This is a genomic window from Chroococcidiopsis thermalis PCC 7203 (genome assembly GCF_000317125.1).
In the GTDB taxonomy this organism is placed as follows: domain Bacteria; phylum Cyanobacteriota; class Cyanobacteriia; order Cyanobacteriales; family Chroococcidiopsidaceae; genus Chroococcidiopsis; species Chroococcidiopsis thermalis.
The window spans coordinates 1,846,236-1,861,159 of the sequence record NC_019695.1 but is presented as its reverse complement, the minus strand read 5'-3'; the positions used below and the strand labels follow the sequence as shown (position 1 = coordinate 1,861,159).

11 protein-coding genes and 1 pseudogene are annotated in these 14,924 nt (G+C 44.3%); 9 read left to right on the top strand and 3 right to left on the bottom strand.

The features are described 5' to 3' along the window. The first annotated feature begins 168 nt into the window (after positions 1-168). The 4 genes from CHRO_RS08215 (at position 169) to CHRO_RS08200 (ending at position 3,190) form a co-directional block, all read left to right on the top strand. Positions 169-603: a Fur family transcriptional regulator gene (locus CHRO_RS08215; protein ID WP_015153738.1), complete on the top strand. Its 435-nt coding sequence runs from the start codon at positions 169-171 to the stop codon at positions 601-603. 51 nt (positions 604-654) lie between these two features. Continuing rightward, positions 655-2,457: a DUF3685 domain-containing protein gene (locus CHRO_RS08210; RefSeq protein ID WP_015153737.1), complete on the top strand. Its 1,803-nt coding sequence runs from the start codon at positions 655-657 to the stop codon at positions 2,455-2,457. Positions 2,458-2,564: 107 nt separating this feature from the next. Further along, positions 2,565-2,846, top strand: coding sequence for a DUF433 domain-containing protein (locus CHRO_RS08205; protein ID WP_015153736.1), 282 nt, complete (start codon positions 2,565-2,567; stop codon positions 2,844-2,846). Beyond that, positions 2,843-3,190: a DUF5615 family PIN-like protein gene (locus CHRO_RS08200; protein ID WP_015153735.1), complete on the top strand. Its 348-nt coding sequence runs from the start codon at positions 2,843-2,845 to the stop codon at positions 3,188-3,190. The genes CHRO_RS08205 and CHRO_RS08200 overlap by 4 nt, the downstream gene beginning before the upstream one ends. A gap of 239 nt (positions 3,191-3,429) precedes the next feature. Here the strand turns inward: CHRO_RS08200 and CHRO_RS08195 are convergent, their stop codons facing one another. Beyond that, positions 3,430-4,299 (bottom strand): DUF5677 domain-containing protein, encoded by an 870-nt coding sequence (locus CHRO_RS08195; protein WP_015153734.1) that lies wholly within the window; start codon positions 4,297-4,299, stop codon positions 3,430-3,432. Positions 4,300-4,671: 372 nt separating this feature from the next. On the opposite strand from CHRO_RS08195, the gene CHRO_RS08190 reads away from it, so the two are divergent. Beyond that, the gene (locus CHRO_RS08190) at positions 4,672-5,250 is read left to right on the top strand and encodes a Uma2 family endonuclease (RefSeq protein ID WP_015153733.1); all 579 of its coding nucleotides are present in this window, start codon (positions 4,672-4,674) and stop codon (positions 5,248-5,250) included. 117 nt (positions 5,251-5,367) lie between these two features. On the opposite strand, the gene CHRO_RS08185 is transcribed toward CHRO_RS08190, so the two are convergent. After that, a complete protein-coding gene (locus CHRO_RS08185) occupies positions 5,368-6,255 on the bottom strand; it encodes a 4-hydroxybenzoate solanesyltransferase (protein ID WP_015153732.1) in 888 nt (295 codons plus the stop codon). Between the two features lie 144 nt (positions 6,256-6,399). On the opposite strand from CHRO_RS08185, the gene CHRO_RS08180 reads away from it, so the two are divergent. Then, the gene (locus CHRO_RS08180; RefSeq protein ID WP_015153731.1) at positions 6,400-8,049 is read left to right on the top strand and encodes a Ppx/GppA phosphatase family protein; all 1,650 of its coding nucleotides are present in this window, start codon (positions 6,400-6,402) and stop codon (positions 8,047-8,049) included. A gap of 70 nt (positions 8,050-8,119) precedes the next feature. Here CHRO_RS08180 and CHRO_RS31850 read toward each other — a convergent pair. Then, positions 8,120-9,194: pseudogene (locus CHRO_RS31850) on the bottom strand (IS630 family transposase). 482 nt (positions 9,195-9,676) lie between these two features. Here CHRO_RS31850 and CHRO_RS08165 point away from each other — a divergent pair. The 3 genes from CHRO_RS08165 to CHRO_RS08155 all read left to right on the top strand — a co-directional run bounded on the left by CHRO_RS08165 (position 9,677) and on the right by CHRO_RS08155 (position 14,887). Continuing rightward, complete coding sequence (locus tag CHRO_RS08165; RefSeq protein WP_015153730.1) at positions 9,677-10,639, top strand: undecaprenyl-diphosphate phosphatase; 963 nt, start codon at positions 9,677-9,679, stop codon at positions 10,637-10,639. A 160-nt stretch (positions 10,640-10,799) separates the two neighbouring features. Next, the gene (locus CHRO_RS08160; RefSeq protein WP_015153729.1) at positions 10,800-12,137 is read left to right on the top strand and encodes a TIGR03279 family radical SAM protein; all 1,338 of its coding nucleotides are present in this window, start codon (positions 10,800-10,802) and stop codon (positions 12,135-12,137) included. Beyond that, positions 12,137-14,887: a glycoside hydrolase family 10-like protein gene (locus CHRO_RS08155; RefSeq protein WP_015153728.1), complete on the top strand. Its 2,751-nt coding sequence runs from the start codon at positions 12,137-12,139 to the stop codon at positions 14,885-14,887. Before CHRO_RS08160 ends, CHRO_RS08155 begins: the two co-directional genes overlap by 1 nt. The last annotated feature ends 37 nt before the right edge of the window (positions 14,888-14,924 follow it).

Sequence of the window (14,924 nt, the reverse complement as noted above, 5' to 3'; positions counted from 1 at the left end):
AAACAAAAGCGAAACGTCATTAGCAACGGTATGGGATTAAACGTATTAACCTGAAGCTCTTAGTACAAATTCAAAGAAGACTCAGTGTTTGAAACTAAATAGAAGATAAAATCATCACTCATTGACATGGGTAGTTAAGCTACATAAATTTAGCTCAAAGATGCGGATATGCAACAAGAAGCGGCAGCAGTAAAACCAATTCGATCTCTAGAAGATGCTTTAGAACGGTGTCAGCACTTAGGTATGCGCGTCAGCCGCCAGCGTCGTTTTATACTAGAGTTACTATGGCAGGCTAAAGAACACTTATCGGCAAGAGAAATTTACGATCGCCTCAACCAGCAAGGTAAAGACATCGGACACACCTCGGTGTACCAAAACTTAGAAGCGCTGTCATCCCAGGGTATTATAGAATGCATCGAGCGTGCTGACGGTCGCCTGTACGGTAATATCAGCGACTCCCACAGCCACATCAACTGTCTGGATACCGCTCAAATTCTTGATGTTGAGGTGGAATTGCCAGAAAGCTTGCTGCGGGAGGTTGAAGCCAGGACAGGTGTAAAAATTACTGACTATAGCATTAATTTTTACGGCTACAGGCAGTAACAAAAAACAACAATTTGCGGTACGCTCTGCATGGAAGCAGCCAAATAACGCATGATGAGCGATCGCCCTATTAACCTACTAATAATCGATCCAGACTCTATCTACCGCACGGGTTTGAGGGTCGTTTTAGAGCAAGATCCACATATACGAGTAGCAGCAGAAGCAGCCGATAGTCAGGCTGGCTTGCAGAATGTATCAGCAATAGGAATAGATGCAGCGATCGTCGAGCTGAGATTGTCTGATTCCTCTGTCATGGGATGGCAACTATGTCAGCAAATCAAAACTCAATATCCCAACCTGCCGATCCTCATACTGACTTGCCACCCCGAACCCAGTCAACTCGCCGCAGCAAGACGAGCGGGTGTAGAGGGATTTTGCCATAAAGGAATTGCCGCAGAGGAAATAATTCATATAATTCGAGAATTGGTAGCAGGGCGATCTTATTGGGAGTCCAAAATTGTAGGGGTGGGTTTATCAGATGTGTCTGGAAGCCGATCGACAATACAGACAAACCCGCCCTTCCAATGGTTTTTCATCGGAACCCGCGATCGTCTGCGCCAATCGGGTTTGCAACAAATAGACGGTAATTTGGCGCAAGTCACAGCAAGGCTGCAAGAACCTGGACTCCCTACACTCGATCGCGCTATGTTGGCAGGACAAAGGCGAGAATTATTAGCAGCGCGGTGGGTTGTCGATCGGTTGTTAGCGGTAGGGAATGAGGAAGGACAAGGAAGACAGGGGGGACAAGGGAGACAAGGGAGACAAGGGGGTCGGGGTTCCCGCGACCGAAGGGAGTGGGGATTAGGGGGCGAAGGGAGACAAGGGAGACAGACAGAAAACTTACTCCTCGCTCCTCGCTCCTCGCTCCTCCCGACTCCCGACTCCCGACTCCCGGCTCCCCAACAACCAACAACAATATTTACTTCAACGCGGGAAAGATTAGAATTTAGTCTAGAGAATTTGACTTCTATTCCCTTAGAAATTGACATTTTTCGAGAAGATAAGAAACGAGAACTATTGCACTTAATTCTTCAGAAAATAGAGGATATCTTAGCAGATTTACGCTTTTCTCAAGTCCAGAGCGATCGCCTTCCGGTAATGCAAGCCACTATTTTACGAGATTTGTGGCAAGCAACAACTATAGATTTTTTTGGTAGATACTCTACTTTGTTAGTGGGGGGAATTACTGTAGATTTTGTCAATAGTTTGTTACAAGCTGAAATTGTCGTACAAACAGCAATTTTAGATAAAATTCCTCTCGTCAGCGATTTATTTTCCTATCTACTATTTGCTACACCTTTAGTTATCGATAATACTTCCTTTGCGGCTGAAAGTTTGGAGGCGAAGGAAAGAGCGGAAATAATTCTACAGAATTTGATAATTCAAGTTGCAAATGCTGTCGTACAGCCACTTTTGAATCAATTTGCCGAACTAGAAGTTATCAAACAAAGTTATTACGATCGCCGTTTAATTTCCACAAGGGAGATAGAGCGATTCAGGAATAATTTATCGTGGAAATATCGGGCTAGAACATATTTTGAAGAACCTCGCCAGGTTTTTGAAAGCCGCTATGAATTGTTATTGCTAGCCCCGCGTGGAATTGCCAAAATATCAATTTACGCGCCTCGCGATCGCGAACTAACACAACTTTCAGGAATTCCTTTAATCGTAACTTTAGCTCTCGAATTACGAGATGCGATCGCACCTCGCCTACAAGCAGTAGTATCGTTTGTAGGTAAAGGAGTGATTTTTGTTTTGACCCAAGTTGTAGGAAAAACAATTGGTTTAATTGGCAGGGGAGTCTTACAAGGTTTGGGTGGTTCTTGGCAGGAAAGTAAGAATAAAAGGTTGTGAAAGGCAACTTTTCGGCGATCGAGCATTGGGGTTGTGATACCGTCTGATGCACTGAGACAATTGATCTAAACGATACAATCAAACAATAGCCGACTTAAGAGGTTAGCATGGTTCAAGCAACGGAATATCTTTATGTTGTTCGAGATGATGAGATTCTACATGGAGAACCTATCATCCGAGGAACTCGTACACCCGTCAGAGCAATCGTTGAAACTTGGCGCATGGGTATTGCACCAGAGGAAATTCCCAAAGGGATGCCGCACCTAACATTGGGGCAAATCTTTGGAGCATTAACTTACTACAGCGACCATCAAGACGAAATTAATCAATATATTGAAAAAAACCGCATTCCTGACGAATTGATCGATCCATTAGTTATAGATTTGTGAGTCGCATATTTATTTGTCTGTATTTGGATGAAGATGTTAATGTATTGGTAGCTGACTTGCTTCATGCAAGAGGCTTTGATGTCATTACTACACGAGATGCCGGGCAACTTCACGCAACTGATGCAGAGCAGCTTGCCTATGCTATAAGTCAAGCAAGAACTCTGGTTACTCACAACAGAACTGATTTTGAGGAACTCATACAGAAATATTTTGATTTGGGACAGACACACTACGGAGTAATTTTTGCAGTTCGCCGTTCTCCGCAAGAGATCGCACAAAGATTACTCGCCATTCTCAATCAAATTACCTCGGACGAGATGCAAAATCAGGTTCGATATATTTAGTGACGGTTACACTACCATAAACTTCAAAATATTGTCCCGCTATCTTGGCTCAAGATGCTAACAGATAAGCTTTAAGTTGCTGTTACCACCCACCGAGGACTTGGGGCTGAACGGTGCCCATCACTCGCCGCAGATAACCTCTGCCTCATAGCCAATCAACTCTCGGCGGTCGGTGTGCATGGGCGTTGTTAGACGGCTTTAAGCCTTAGCTATATAGGATTGTCAGCGCATACAGCAGTTCACGACTGCTCTGTATATTTCTTCCACCAATCTTTCCGCACCTTCGCCATCGTATTAATAAACTGCTGATGAGACTCAAATAAATTCATAATCGGCTTGATATCCGCATGATGTAAATGGTATGTCATAGCTGAGCGAAAAAAAGCCATCATTAGCAGATCATTTATCTGGCGAGACGCATGTGCTAATTCATCTGATCTTGCATCTTCAAAAGTTTTCTGTAATCTATTGTGGATAAGCTTTAACCCTGTAGCATCTTGGTGGGCTAGATGGCTTCCAATGCCATAAGTGTAAGACAATAGGTATCGAAGAGCATCAAAGTTTTTAAGACCAATATCATCTCTAGTTAAGATGTTGGCAATTTCGTTAAACGCCCATCTCTGCTCAAGCTGTTTTCTATTTTCGCGAGGATAGTTATTGTAAAGTTCAGCTAACTCAGCCTCTTCAATCAAGGTTTCTCTAAGTATTGCGTATTCATCTGATGTCGGATTATCTACATTCTGGAGGAATGAGCGTATTCTTTGTTGGTGCTTGATCTCGCCTATGTTAGGGAGATGTAACAAGTATTCCTCTGACTTAGATATGTAGTCGTTCTCATCTCCTAAACACAAGTAAATGTACTTAATGGTTCCTTCGATTACTGAACGTAACAGAATTTCAGCATCCCAAAGTTGAGCATTGGCAATAAGTAGAAATGTACTGTTAGTGGTTTGATTGCAACTTACAGTCAAATAGCGAAGTATCCACTGAGTTCTTGGATCAATAGATGGTTTTTCTAGTAAAAACTGAGATGTCAAATCAAGATAAGAGTCAACGACCTCATTACCCTCAGATGCCCACTGAGTCAATAAATCATAGGTGTCTACCATAAAGTGTCTTAGGAAGAATACTCAACACTCATTTAGATGCCTTAATTCTAGACGCTCATTCAATACATTAAATATCTCTGAATCACTTTTAAAAACAGGATGAAGATATTAAAATTTATCTGTAGTTTTTCTGTGACATTTCATCAAATAGCGTCACAAATTCATCCCCTTATGTTATTTCGGTAAAAGCGATCGCGGATATTTTAACTTCAATTTAAGCTATTGCGATCGCAGCATAACTAAATCAAAACAGCTCCACCCAAGTAAGCAATTCTATTTCCACGTCCTAGCACTCCAAAGCTGACGTAGAATCTTAAAATACCAAGGCAAACTGCTTGCGAATGACACGATTCCATCCTTAAGATTCTAGCTATGATTGCTTCCCCTCAACAGTCCTACCTCACCCCCGACGAATACCTCCAACTGGAGGATGCGAGCAACATCAAGCACGAATACATTGATGGGCAAGTCTTCGCTATGGCTGGGGCAAGCGATCCCCACGTTACCATTGCCCTTAACATTGCTACGCTTCTTCGCAGCCATGTTCGAGGTTCCGGTTGCCGTGTCTATATTGCTGACATGAAAGCACGGATTGAATCGCTGAATCGATTCTACTATCCCGATGTCATGGTGACTTGCGATCCGCGCGATCGCGAAACCTCTACTTACAAGTGTTTTCCTAGTCTGATTGTCGAAGTCTTGTCCGATTTTACTGAAGCCTTCGATCGCGGTGACAAATTTGTTGATTATCAGGAACTAGAAAGCCTACGCGAATACGTATTAATTAACACCAAACGGCAGCGAGTTGAGTGCTTCCGACGTAACGAACAAGGGTTATGGGTATTGCAGTCTTACACGCCACAGCAGACAACATTTCGGCTCGATAGTATTGGTTTTGAGTCAACCTTAGAAGCACTTTATGAAGATGTCACTTTCACCACAAGTCAATAATTTTTTGTTCCTCCCTTTTTCAAGGGGGGCTAGGGGAGATCTTTCGTAAGTGGCGTAGTACTGCGATCCCCCAACCCCCTTAAAAAGGGGGCAGTAGAGCGGTTGCACATGGGGCGATCAAATCAAAATTCCGGCAATCATTCCCCCTAATAACAGAAAACCCAACCAAACATTCTGACGAAACATTTCTCCGTAAGCAGGATTTGGTAACTGCGGATCGCGCAACCGAGTATACTGCCAAATCCAGCCAGATGCAGCCAAGACTAAAGTAATCCAAAAACCTAGACGTAGGTGCATGACGACACCTAGCCAACCGAGTAAAAACACAGTACCAGCAAAGAAAACTGCGATCGCTTCTGGGGCGTATTTACCGAAAAATAAAGCGCTGGAATTCACGCCAATGCGCTTGTCATCCTCGCGATCGCTCATGGCATAAACTGTATCAAATCCTAGCGTCCAGCATAAAGTTGCACCCCATAGCAACCAAGTTGCCTTATCTAAACTTCCCGTAACAGCACTCCAGCTAATTAATACGCCAAAACCCCAGGCAATAGATAACACCAACTGAGGGACGGGGAACACTCGCTTTGCCCCTGGATAAAGCAAAATAACGGGTACGGCGGCGACACACAGCCAAAAGGATAATTGGTTTAAATATAAAGACAAAATAAAAGCACAAACTAAAGCAATTAAACCAACTACAATTCCTACTCGGATAGATAAAGCGCGGGAAGCAAGAGGACGATTGCGAGTCCTTTCCACTTGCGGATCGATATCTCGATCCCAAAGATCGTTCGCTACACACCCAGCAGCACTGGTGGCAAAAGTACCTAAGACAATGACTCCTACTAGTAGTAAGGGTGGAGTCGCTCTAGCTGCTAAAAACACCGCCCACAGAGCGGGAATCATTAAAATTAAACGTCCTTCTGGCTTATCCCAACGTAACAGCCGGATAATTTTCAACCAGGTTGGTTCGGAACTCTGTTGTGGTGCGATCGTATTCATGGAAAAATGGTAACTATAGGCAGATGTAATGGTTCGTATCTTTTTCCCTAATTAGAATAGCGTGAAGTTTGGGTAGAAAAAACTCAATAACTTCATCTCAATAATTGCCGTTCAGTCCTTGCCGTTAATTACCAGTAAATCTAGATGGTTGATTCTGTTTTCACTAGCTGGCAGAGTATTCCCGCTCAAATTGTAGAGCAAGCACAGATCCTCGCGGCGATCGACATGGGGACAAACTCTCTGCATATGGTAGTAGTCAGTATAGAGCCGAAACTGCCAGCTTTTACCATCATTACTAGAGAAAAAGAAACTGTCAGGTTAGGCGATCGCAACCCAGAAACGGGAGAATTGAAACCAGAGGTGATGGCAAGGGCGATCTCTACGTTACGCCGTTTTCAAGACATTGCCAAGAGCTGCAACGCTCATTCTATTATTGCTGTAGCGACGAGCGCTGTCCGCGAAGCACCCAACGGACGCGAGTTTTTACATCAAGTCAAAGAAGAAATCGGCTTAAATGTTGACTTAATTTCTGGGTATGAAGAAGCACGTCGCATTTATCTCGGCGTACTATCGGGAATGGAATTTAACAACCAACCCCATGCCATTATCGACATTGGTGGTGGTTCAACAGAAATCATTTTGGGAGATAGCCACGAACCACGTTCTCTCAGTAGTAACAAAATTGGAGCTGTCAGACTTACCTCGGAATTCGTCACTACAGATCCGATTACTAACAGCGAATATCAATATCTTCAAGCCTACGTGCAGGGAATGTTAGAACGTGCGGCGGAAGACTTGCACGCACACTTACAGCCAGGGGAAATTTTCCGCTTAGTGGGAACTTCTGGCACGATTGAAACGGTAGCAACAATTATTGCTAGAGAAAAAACGGGTACAGTACCGTCTCCCTTGACTGGGTATGAATTTAGTCTGAGGGAATTGCGGCAATTAGTCGATCGCCTGCGGAAGCTAAATTACAGCGAACGGGCAGCAATTCCAGGGATGAACGATCGCCGTTCGGAGATTATATTAGCAGGGGCGACAATTTTACAAGAGGCGATGACGCTGCTAGAAGCTGAGACATTGGTAGTGTGCGAGCGATCGCTGCGAGAAGGCATCATTGTAGACTGGATGCTGACTCACGGTTTAATTGAAGATCGTTTGCGCTATCAAAGTTCGATCCGGCAACGGAGCGTGATTAAAACAGCGCAGAAATACCAAGTAAATTTAGAACATAGCGATCGCGTGGCTTCTTTTGCCATGAGTTTGTTTAACCAAACCCAGGAAATTTTACATCAATGGGGTTTAGAAGAACAAGAATTGCTGTGGGCAGCGGCAATGTTACACAATTGCGGACACTTTATTAGTCATTCTGCCCATCATAAACATTCATACTACTTGATTCGACACGGTGAATTATTAGGATACACCGAAACAGAAATTGAAATTATTGCCAATATTGCCCGCTATCACCGGAAAAGTAACCCTAAGAAAAAGCATGATTCCTATCGCAGTTTACCCAGCAAACGCGATCGGCAAATTATCAATCATTTAAGCGCTTTTCTCCGGTTAGCCGTGGCTTTAGATCGCCGTCAAATTGGTGCAGTGAAGCGCGTGCGCTGCGATCGCCATGCAGATTCAAAAGAATTTTACTTGTATCTAACTCCGTCTCAACCTAATGATGATTGTGCTTTAGAATTGTGGAGTTTGGATTATAAAAAGGCGTTGTTTGAAACAGAATTTGACGTGAAGTTAGTAGCCGCTTTAGAACCTGCAACAGTATCAGTTCGTTGAGTTTTATTTAGGTAAGTAGCCATTTTGCGAATAGTCTCTTTCTGAATTGGCTGATCAATATATAGCGAGTCTAAGCGAATCGTGAAAAAGCATCGTAGTTGCTAAAATTTGGAAGATTAAAGAGTTTTAAGTCAACAAAAAGCTGAAATAAACGTTTGACGCTCTTAAAACTTTTTCCAAAACGATAAAATCTTCTCAGGAGAGTTTTCAGTTGTAACCAAATAGCTTCGACCGGATTCTCTTGAGGGGCATAAGGGGCAAATCGGACACAAGTAATTTGCCAATTTTCAGGAAGAAGCCCTTCATTTTGTTCGGTGAGAAAATCCCTCATTACTTGCCCTCGATGATAAGAGGCTCCATCCCAAATTAATAAAATTCTGGCTTGTGGATGTTTACCTAGTATTTTTTGACGAATTCTACTGTTAGTTCTCCATTTGCTGTTGGCTCAGGAACCAAAGTAAAACTCTTGAGTAAATAGCTCTAGCGCACCATAATAAGTTTGCCGTTCCTTGGGATTGAGGGATTGGGATTTTTAAAGGATTTTTTACGAAAGTTCCAAAGATAGCCAACCAGATCGTTCCAGAGAAGATGACATTCATCTATGATATACACAACTAGCTCTTCAGCTTCAATCTGGGGTCGATACTTCTCTAGTAACTCGGCAATTTCTCGGTTTTTTTTGAGATCGCTTCTGGGTCTTGACGTGGACTGGTTTGTTCTCCTTTTTGCCACGTAATTCGCGCTTCTTTCAACAGTTGATAATAACTTTGTCGCGATTGAAAAACTATATCGTACTGCTCGATTAGATACACCTCTAAGTCTGAAATATCCCAAGTTTTTTGTTCGACCAGCCACTGAATTACCGCTTGCCTTTCAATTTGAGTTAAGTAACCTTTTCCTCCTTGATACGAAGACCTTAACGCAGCTAATCCACCAGACTCGAAAGCTTGTTTCCATTTGCTAATAAATCCTACAGAAACTTCTAAGATTTGGCTAATTTGTCGATATACATAACCTTCCATAGCTAGCTTCACAGCTAAAGCTCTTCTCATCTCTTTTTCATTTGGGTGACTTTGAATGAAATCTTTTAAGAGTTGAATTTGTTGTGTTTTGGTTAGAGAAGTCGGATTCACGCTAGTTTTCATCAGCCTCTGACATCTAGAGCTTCATTCTACCTACTTATCTCCAATTTTGTTCATAACTTGTTTAGACTCGCTATATAAGTATATAAGTGAGAAATAGTTTTAGGAATTTGACGAGTCAGGAGAGCAAACCGGCAATAACCCAAGCACCTGCAATAACTTACTGAGAAATAGTTGTATTTAGAGTACTCCCAAAAGTCGGAGAAAATTCACAACTTGATTTTTTGCTCTGATTTTGAGTAAATCGCAAGTTAAAATACCATCTTGGATTTAGCGTGAACGCGATCGCTCTAAGTTCTAGTTACCCCTCCCCTCATTTGCGGTTTGCGGGTATGCTGTAGCGAGAAAAAGTATAGTTTGTTGGTTGACAGTTAACGGTTGACAGCGACTAGTGGCTGGTGGCTGGTGGAACTAGAATTGCTTCCTTGTTCCCCCTTGTCTCCCTTGTCTACCTTGTCCTCCTACCCCTTAGCCCTTAAATTTCTATGGCTTTATTAAAACGTCAAATGCTTAAACTTCTGATGGTAGGTGTAGCTGCTTGTGCAGCAGTAATTGCTGTACCTATTAAGGTTCTCGGCGTGCAGCCCAATATAGCCGTAGAGGGATCTGGAATGAATTTGTGGCAATCCTTCGGTTTAGGAATCATCCAAGGGTTGACAGAGTTTTTACCAATCAGCAGTACGGCGCATTTGAAAGTTGTGCCAGTCGTACTGGGATGGGGAGATCCTGGCGTTGCTTATACTGCCGTGATTCAACTCGGTAGTCTTGCCGCAGTGCTATGGTACTTCTGGAAAGACTTAGCGCAAATCGTCACCGGAACCGCTAAGGCGATCGCTAACTCAGATTATGATTCCAGAGAATTTGGCACGGCATTAGGTATTGTCTTAGGTACGATTCCCATCGTATTTTTTGGTTTGCTAATCAAAATCTTTTATCCTGGCTATGACAAATCGCCCTTACGCAGCTTAGCAGCGATCGCGGTGTATTCAATCGTCATGGCTTGTTTGTTAGGGCTGGCAGAGATTTTTGGCAAGCGCAAGCGCAAATTTAACGAACCTACAGTTAAAGATGGCATATTAATGGGGCTGGCTCAGACACTTGCCTTATTTCCAGGCGTATCTCGTTCTGGTTCTACACTGACAGCCGGACTATTTCTGGGATTAGAGCGAGCCAAAGCCGCTAGATTTTCATTTTTACTTAGTATTCCTGCCATTGCAATCTCAGGTCTGGTCGAATTGAAAGATGCTTTAGAAGCCGGACTAGAGAACGCGGGAATTCTAAACTTGATTGTCGCAGTCGTTTCATCTGCCATTTTTTCCTACTTCGCGATCGCTTGGTTGTTACGTTTTCTCCAAACTCAGGATACCTGGATCTTTGTTTGGTATCGACTCATCTTTGGTGCAGCGATTCTAGCTGCGATCGGATTTGGAGTGTTATCTAATGTTTAGTTGTTGGTTGATGGTTGATGGTTGATGGTTCTTGCTCCCTCAGCTCCCTGGGCTCCCTCAGCTCCCTGGGCTCCCTCAGCTCTCTTCTCCCCTGCTCCCTCATATAAGCGACAATTTTAGAGTAGCTAATAGCCAAACGGCGATCGCCCTCTCGCTAGTCATGAGTGACATCACTATTCGTCCTGCCCGCATTTCCAAGGTTTTACCAGATTCCATCGCTGCTGAGATTGGCTTTGAACCAGGAGATGCGATCGTATCCATCAACGATACTCGTCCGCGTGACTTAATCGATTATCAGTTTTTGTGTGCTGATGAAGTGCTGCAACTGGATGTCTTAGATGCAGCAGGTAAAACTCATACGGTTGAAATTGAGAAAGACTACGACGAAGATTTAGGACTAGAGTTTGAGACAGCCCTGTTCGATGGGTTAATTCAGTGTAACAATCGCTGTCCGTTCTGTTTTATCGACCAGCAACCTCCAGGTAAGCGACAGAGTTTATACCTAAAGGATGATGACTATCGCCTTAGCTTTCTTTACGGCTCATACCTGACACTGACAAACCTCACCCAAAAGGAATGGCAGCGAATCGAACAAATGCGCCTGTCTCCTTTGTATGTCTCAGTTCACGCTACCGAACCTGAAGTTAGGGTGCGGCTGCTAAAAAATCCTAGAGCCGCTCAAATTTTAGAGCAGATTGAATGGTTTCGAGAACGAAGACTGCAAATTCACGCTCAAGTTGTTGTTTGTCCTGGGATTAACGATGGCATACATCTGGAAAGAACGTTGCTCGATTTAGCAAAATTTTATCTTGGCGATCCTGGGGAAGTACCAGCAGTTACTTCTGTTGCTGTCGTACCAGTAGGCTTGACACGGTTTCGTCCAGATGAAGATGAGTTAATTCCAGTGACTCCAGAAAAAGCAGCCGAAGTCATAGCCCAAGTCAAAGCCTTGCAGCAGAAATTTCGCCAGCAGTTAGGCACTAACTTTGCCTGGTTAGCAGACGAGTGGTTTTTGGTTGCAGGGGAGGATTTACCACCGCAATCTCATTATGAAGATTATCCTCAAATCGATAACGGTGTGGGTTCAATTCGCCTATTTTTAAAACATTTTGCTAGTGCAGCCAAACATCTTCCGCTGCAAGTCGAGCCATCACGCCGATTTATCTGGGTTGTTGGTAATGCCGTAGAAAAAGCGTTTCAACCAATTTTACAACAGTTAAATCAAGTAAATGGGCTGCGGATAGATATGGTAGCTCTGTGTAGTCACTATTGGGGACAAAAAATTTCTGTCACCGGATTACTCACAGGACAAGATTTATTAGAAGGGTTATGTGGTAAAGACTTAGGTAACGCGGTCATACTGCCTGCCGTGATGCTGAAGTATGGCGAAAACTGTTTTTTGGATGATATGACAATAGAAGAGTTATCTCATAAATTAAATATCCCAATTCTCCCAGTCAGGGGAGTTGAGGAACTCATCGATACTTGTATTAAGTAATGTCTAAAAATTTTGATATTTTTGCTTTCTTACCAACCCTGGTAAGGGCTAGGTCTGTGAATTTTTTAATAGAGACGCTAGTAACGTCTCTACTTTTGCCTCTTGCCTTCTATTTACCTGCTACAGCCGCAGAAGAACCCGCAGTTTTAGCTGTAGTTAAAAGCGATGATAATGCAGCTCAGTGGATGGATATTTCTGCGCGCTTGCAAGCAGCAGGAGTCAATTATTGCGTCGTCGATTTAGCTGCTGTCAAAAATGCCAGCGATTTGAGCGATCGCTCTGTTATCTTTCTACCTAACGTAGAGAATATTGACTTTAACCAAGCACTTGCCTTAGAAGCATGGATGAGCCGAGGTGGTAAAGTCATAGCCAGTGGTGCTGTTGGAAGTACGAGTCAGCCGGGGGTACGCCAGCTCTTGAGTTCGCTTTTAGGCGCGTACTGGGGATTTCCTCTAGATGCTCCCAATAACTTACAAACCTTACAGGGTAATAGTAAAGATTGGCTGGAGCCAGCCGGAAATGATGGTTTGGTGCAGGGAGGAGTTGTAATTCCTACTGGTGTGAATAGTAGACCGATCGCGATTTGGCAGTCACAAATAAATCAAGCCGCAGTCGTCAAAAGCGATCGCGCCACGGTTTTAGGTTGGCGTTGGGGTTCGAGTCACGTATCACCAGGAGACTTCGATCGCGCTTGGTTGAGAGCGTCTTTAAGTCAGTATATTTCCTTGCCTGAGTCGGCTACGGTAGCGCCGCAGAATTGTAGTAGTGCGGTGGCAGGGAGCAGGGAGCAAGGGGGACAAGGGGGACAAGGGGGACAAGGGGGACAAGGGAGCAGAGGGACAGAGAAGAATTCACCAATTACCAATCACCAATTACCAATTACCAATCACCAATCACCAATTACCAACAACAAACTACCAGCAGATGAGGCGATCGAACGAATTGCCCCACCAGGTTTAGATGGGGTACAGGCATTTGCGCTTAAACAAGAGTTAGATAATCTGATTGGCAGATTTGAAAGCGCTCAGTTAGCAGCTCGTGCTTTTAGTAGCAGCATGAATGATAATGCAACGGCACAGCTAACTAACTCTGAAACAACCGCTGTAGCGACAACTGGCTCCTTTGTGGGTACGTTACCAGAATCGGCAGCTAGGGCAGTGGCAGAGGCGAAAGCAATTGCCAAAACTTTACCCCAGGCGATCGCCCAAAAGGACTTTGCGGGGGCGCGTCAGCAATGGCACAAAGCACAAGCACTACTATGGCAAAACTACCCCGTCGAACAGTACGCGGCTCAACCAGAAATTCGGGCGATGTGGCTAGACCGAGGTAGTATTATTCGTGCGGGTTCGGAGCAAGGATTGGCAAAGATTTTTGACCGTCTCGCCGCTGCTGGTATCAATACAATCTTTTTTGAAACCGTTAATGCTGGCTATCCGATCTATCCCAGTCAAGTTGCACCTCAACCCAACCCACTAGTTAGAGGCTGGGACCCGTTGGCATCAGCGGTGAAGTTAGCCCACGATCGCAATATGGAGTTACATGCCTGGGTGTGGACTTTTGCCGTAGGCAACAAGCGTCATAATACGCTGATAAATTTACCCGCAGATTATCCAGGACCCGTCATTGCCGCTCATCCCGAGTGGGCGAGTTACGATAATCGCGGGAGTTTATTTCCGCCCGGTCAAGGTAAGCCATTTTTAGACCCAGCCAACCCCGCCGCCAGACAATATTTATTACGGCTTTACGAAGAAATTGTCAGCCGCTACAACGTGGATGGTTTGCAACTAGACTACATCCGCTATCCTTTCCAAGACCCCAGCGCCGACCGGACTTATGGTTACGGAATTGCCGCCAGGCAGCAGTTTCAACAACTGACGGGCGTAGACCCAACGACAATTAAACCAAGCGATCGCGATTTATGGCAAAGGTGGACGCAGTTTCGCACGCAACAAATCGATGGTTTTGTCGCTCAAGCTTCCCGCTACTTGAAGCAAAAGCGCCCTAACTTGGTGATGTCTGTGGCTGTCTTTCCTCTATCAGAACACGATCGCACCCATAAGTTACAGCAACACTGGGAAGTCTGGGCAAATCGCGGCGATGTAGATTTGATCGTGCCGATGACTTATGCTCTAGATTCCTACCGTTTTCAGCGCCTCGCCCAACCCTGGATTACCTCTAGCAAACTCGGTTCGGCTTTGCTGTTGCCAGGAATTCGCTTGCTGAACTTACCAACTATGGGTGCATTCGACCAAATTCAGCTCGTTAGAGACTTACCCGGGAGCGGCTACGCCCTTTTTGCTGTTGAAAACCTCAACGATGAACTCCAGCAAGTTTTTCACAACACCCAAGGCACAAAAGTCAAAGTGACTGCACCAGTCCCTTATCGTCAGCCTTTCCACACAGCAGCGGCGCGTTATGTTAATTTGCGCCAAGAGTGGCAATTCTTGCTGGCAAACGAGCGGCTTTGGTTGAAGGGGACGGCACTGAGTGAGTTTAATACTCGATCGCAAAACTTAGAGACTGCTTTGGATCGCTTAGCTCAAACTCCTTCTGTCAGTAACTTAGCAGCAGCTAGAACAGCTTTAAATAGCTTCCAGACTCAGTTTAAAAATTGGATGCGATCGCAAGCGTTAGAAAATTCTTACCAAGTCAACGTGTGGTCAAACCGCCTGACTACTCTTGAAAGGCTGTTAAATTATGGCGAACGAGTTGTGCTGAAATCATCGTCACCTCTGGCTAGGCAGCGCTAGAATGGCAACTGTTTGTTAATCTCGCGCAAAGCCGCAA